Genomic DNA, 4,523 nt, shown 5'->3' on the forward strand with positions numbered 1-4,523 from the left:
CGCGGCGCGGTAGGGGTGGTCGGCGGGGGTGGCTTCCACCGCCTGGCGGCCGGCGGTAATAGCCGCGTCCAGGTCCGCCACCACACCCGACCTCTCGAACCGGCTCTGCAGCACGCCTCCCAGACCGCTGAGGTACATGGCGCGGTCGGGGTGGTCGGCGGGGGTGGCTTCCACCGCCTGGCGGCTGGCGTCGGTGGCCGCGTCCAGGTCCGCCACCGCCCCCAACCTCTCGAACCGGATCCGCAGCGCGAGCCCCAGGTTGCTGAGCCGTCCGGCGCGGTCGGGGTGGTCGGCGGGGGTGGTATCCACTGCCTGGCGGCCGGCGGTGATGGCCGCGTCCAGGTCCGCCACCGCACCCGACCTCTCGAACCGGCTCTGCAGCACGCCTCCCAGACCGCTGAGGTACTTGGCGCGGTCGGGGTGGTCGGCGGGGGTGGCTTCCACCGCCTGGCGGCTGGCGTCGGTGGCCGCGTCCAGGTCCGCCACCGCACCCGACCTCTCGAACCGGATCCGCAGCGCGAACCCCAGGTTGCTGAGCCGTCCGGCGCGGTCGGGGTGGTCGGCGGGGGTGGTATCCACCGCCTGACGGCCGGCGGTGATGGCCGCGTCCAGGTCCGCCACCACACCCAACCTCCCGAACCGGATCGCTTGCGCTGCCCCCAGGATGTTGAGCCGTTCGGCGCGGTCGGGGTGGTCGGCGGGGGTGGTATCCACCGCCTGGCGGCTGGCGTCGGTGGCCGCGTCCAGGTCCGCCACCGCACCCGACCTCTCGAACCGGATCGCTAGCGCTGCCCCCAGGCTGCTGAGCCGTTCGGCGCGGTCGGGGTGGTCGGCGGGGGTAGTGTCCACCGCCTGACGGCCGGCGGTGATGGCCGCGTCCAGGTCCGCCACCGCCCCCAACCTCTCGAACCGGATCCGCAGCGCGAGCCCCAGGCTGCTGAGCCGTCCGGCGCGGTCGGGGTGGTCGGCGGGGGTGGTATCCACTGCCTGGCGGCCGGCGGTGATGGCCGCGTCCAGGTCCGCCACCGCACCCGACCTCACGAACCGGCTCTGCAGCGCGAGCCCCAGGATGTGGAGCCGTCCGGCGCGGTCGGGGTGGTCGGCGGGCGTGTGGGTCAGGATGTGTCGCCACAGACGGATGATGACGGTGAAGTCGGCGGGTTCTGCCGGGCTGCGTATTTGTTGAAGCATTGCGGTGGCAGTGCTGACGGCTCCGTCGGCGAGATGAGGGAGTAGGGGCTCGGGCAGTGCTTCATCGGAGATGTCATGGACGAAGCAGAAGGTAAACATGGCCAGTGCGCTGGCCAGGTCCTCCTGGTCTCGGCCTTCGGGCAATACCTGGTAGCGGGACCAGTGCAACCAGCCCAGGACGTACCGGGCTTCCACGTCCTGGTCATCGAGGAGCCTGGTGAGGCGTTCGGCCTCGGCCAGTGCGGCCGGTTCCAGCAGCGGCGAAACATCCTGCCCATCCCCGGCGTGCTGCAGGCGTGCCTGCAGGGCTGCCAGGAGGTCCTTGCGTTCATCCATCTATCCCCCAACCCGCGGGCGTCCCCGTTGTATTGAGGGTATTGCCAGCTTCACCGGATGTGAGGCATGTTCTGCCGATATCGTCGACGATGCCCGTCGGCCTGCCCCGGGCTCGTCCAGCGAGCCCTCGCTGCGGAACAGCGCGACCCTAACCGCCGACGATCACGATGGAGGGATAGGGATGGGTGCAGCCACCGACCCGCCCGATGACCGTGTCGACCAGGCGTTGGCCTACATATGTCGGCGGCTGGACTACCTGCGCCGCCTGCTCGCCCCGGACCAGGACATGGGCGGTGACCCGCCCGAGCTACGCGTCCTCACCAACGCTGTCACCGCTGCCCAACGACTTGACCAGGGTGCTTTCCAGGACCTCCTGCAGGCACTCCACGAAGCAGTTCAAGCCGCGGGCGACCCACTGGGCGTGTGGCACGCATCCGCGCAGCGGAGCCTTCATCTGCCCGGCGCCTCCGGTGGTGCTCCGTTCGAGTCGCTCTTCCGGTGTCCGATCGGCAGGTGCGCGGGACGACTTCCTGACCAGTCCACTGTGTTCCCGCTGACCTGCACGATCACAGGCCGGGAACTGGAACGGACGATCCTGTGACCACATTCGAGCCAGCCAGGTGATCGGGTTCTGGTCCGGGCTCACCGGCAAACTCGCCGAACGGTGGCTCACCCTGCTCGTCCTGCCGGGCGCCTTCTACCTCGCTGCTGCCGCCACCGCCCGCACCCTGGGCTGGACGTACGCCCTGGACCTGCACCGGCTCACCACCGCCGTCACCACCCGGATGAAGAACCCCACCGCGACCACCACCGGCGGACAGATCGTCCTGCTCGCTGCCATCCTCGCCGGCGCCGCTGCCGCCGGCCTGGCCGCCCAGGCTCTCACCACCGTTGTCGAACGCCTCGCCCTCGCTCCGGACTGGCAGACTTGGCCGCGCCCCCTGCGCACCATCGCTGAGCAGCGGACCCGCAGCCGCCAGCGAGTGTGGACCACCGCGCACACGAGGTACCACCAGCTCCGCACAGCTGCTGAGGCCCGCGCAACCGGCCGTACACAACCTCCCCAGACCGAGGCCCAACTCGCTGTCGCCCAAGACGAGCGGTATGCCGCTTACCGGAAGTGGAACCGCGTCGGGCTGGAGAAACCCGACCGGCCGACTTGGAGCGGCGACCGCCTCCACGCCGTCACCGTACGTATGGACCGCGACTTGCACCTCCGCCTGCCGATCGTCTGGCCCTACCTGTGGACCGCGCTGCCCGAACCCACACGCATCGAACTCACTACCGCCCGCACCGCCCTCACCAAAGCCACCACCCTCACCGCCTGGGCCCTCCTCTACCTCCCCCTCACCCTTTGGTGGTGGCCCGCCTTCCCCCTCGCCACAGGAATCGCCCTCGCTGGCTGGCGACGAACCCGCACGACCACCGACACCTACGCCCAACTCCTCGAAGCCGCCACCCGCCTCCACCTCACCACCCTCGCCACCCAACTCGGCATCACACACAGCGGTGCCCCCACCCCCGCTCTCGGTGACACCCTCACCCACCACCTCCACACCCAACCCCCAGCACCCAACCCTCACTGACAGCCACCAGCATCCGGGCCCCACGCTGCCGACCAGGACACCGGGGACCGGCTCCCCGGCCTGACCAACATCAACGGCCCGCCTGCCTCGCCCCTGCCAGCGACGTCTGCCAGAAACGTTCAGGGCCCTGCCCTCGGATGGAGAGCGGGGCCTTCGTGGGCTCGACGGGAATTCGGGAGAGGGTCGGCGCAGGCGAGGGGCATGCCCAAGGAGCCGGTCGAGGCCACCAGGCCCCTGCGCCCGGCATGGCTGATCGTCAGCCGACGCAGGAAATGGCCACGCTCCTGAGACAGAAGCATGGCCACCGGCGTGAGAAAGAGCAGAGAGCGGCAGGCCACAGCGTCGGCATGTGGCGCGGCTGCTGAGATCCCACATCAGCCTACGAGCGGAGTCCCACACCGGCACTCGCACCACCACCTTTCCGGGGCGATCCCGGCCGGGGCGCGCTTTCGTGCGTGACTGGGGCGGCGCTGGGTGCGTTTGCCCAGGAGGACGGTCCCGTCTCGCCGGGCGCGGACCAGTGGGCGCGGGAGATCGCCGCCCACATCCCGTCGGAGAGCTGAGTATGGCCGGCTTCGTCACTGCCTGCGTCTGAACCTGGGCCCTCGGATCCGAGGCGAAGCTAGCCTGGGAAAAAGGACGGGGGGCCATGTCTGCTTGGGACACCGTGGCGGCGTTGAGTTCAGTGACCAGTACCGTAATCGTGGCCATCGCAGCTCTCTATGCCGTGCGCCAAGTACAAGAGGCCAAACGGACGCGCGCCCTGACAGCTCTCGTGGCTCTGCACCAGGAATTCCAGAGCGCTGAGCTCAGTCGCGTCCGGCGTCGGCTGAAGGCCAACGAGCTCGGCGATCTGACCCAACTCAGCGTGGACGACAAGGAAGGGCTGGACAACCTCCTCCAGAGGTTGGAGCTGCTGGCGGTGCTGACCAATCGCGGGCTACTCGAGGTTGAAGACGTCGTAGCTGTGTTTCCTGGGGTCCCGACGACCTTCGCGTTGGCACGCCCGTATGTCGACCTGCATCGCGACTCTCGGCCTCGGTACGCCATCCAGACGGAAGAGCTCGTGGGTCGGTATCCCTGATCAGCCAACGGTGTCCTGCCTCGTGTCGACCTTGGCCCGCCCTTGCCAGGGACGGGACGGGGCCTGGCCGGTCAGCTCGTCTGTGTGCGGGTGTTGTTGAAGCGGACGCCGGTGCCCCAGTTCTCGCTGGCGATGGTCATGCACCAGTGGCACAGGGGCAGGCCTCCGCCGCCGTACTTGTGGGTGCTGCGCTGGCAGCCCGAGCAGGGTCCGACCAGGCTGCTGGAACAGGTGAAGGTGGACGGATCGGGTTCGCTGATCGGCGGCGGGAAAGCACTAGTCATGAGGGACAGCCTGTTCTGGGGGGGGGGGGGGGGGGCGGGTGG

At 69.5% G+C, this 4,523-nt stretch carries 5 protein-coding genes; 3 read left to right on the forward strand and 2 right to left on the reverse strand.

Translation table 11 applies throughout. The features are described 5' to 3' along the window. The coding region (locus ACFWXQ_RS47295) for a tetratricopeptide repeat protein (RefSeq protein WP_386270383.1) at positions 1 to 1,527 on the reverse strand (1,527 nt) is incomplete at its 3' end. Positions 1,528 to 1,708: 181 nt separating this feature from the next. On the opposite strand from ACFWXQ_RS47295, the gene ACFWXQ_RS47300 reads away from it, so the two are divergent. The 3 genes from ACFWXQ_RS47300 to ACFWXQ_RS47310 all read left to right on the forward strand — a co-directional run bounded on the left by ACFWXQ_RS47300 (position 1,709) and on the right by ACFWXQ_RS47310 (position 4,197). After that, positions 1,709 to 2,128, forward strand: coding sequence for a hypothetical protein (locus tag ACFWXQ_RS47300; protein WP_383953533.1), 420 nt, complete (start codon positions 1,709 to 1,711; stop codon positions 2,126 to 2,128). Between the two features lie 19 nt (positions 2,129 to 2,147). Beyond that, on the forward strand, positions 2,148 to 3,113 hold the full coding sequence (locus ACFWXQ_RS47305) for a hypothetical protein (protein WP_383953531.1): 966 nt from the start codon (positions 2,148 to 2,150) through the stop codon (positions 3,111 to 3,113). 649 nt (positions 3,114 to 3,762) lie between these two features. Further along, positions 3,763 to 4,197: a hypothetical protein gene (locus tag ACFWXQ_RS47310; protein WP_383953530.1), complete on the forward strand. Its 435-nt coding sequence runs from the start codon at positions 3,763 to 3,765 to the stop codon at positions 4,195 to 4,197. A 71-nt stretch (positions 4,198 to 4,268) separates the two neighbouring features. Here the strand turns inward: ACFWXQ_RS47310 and ACFWXQ_RS47315 are convergent, their stop codons facing one another. Then, a complete protein-coding gene (locus tag ACFWXQ_RS47315; protein ID WP_386270384.1) occupies positions 4,269 to 4,481 on the reverse strand; it encodes a hypothetical protein in 213 nt (70 codons plus the stop codon). Between the last annotated feature and the right edge of the window lie 42 nt (positions 4,482 to 4,523).

Source organism: Streptomyces sp. NPDC058697 (genome assembly GCF_042715345.1).
Lineage (GTDB): Bacteria > Actinomycetota > Actinomycetes > Streptomycetales > Streptomycetaceae > Streptomyces > Streptomyces liliifuscus.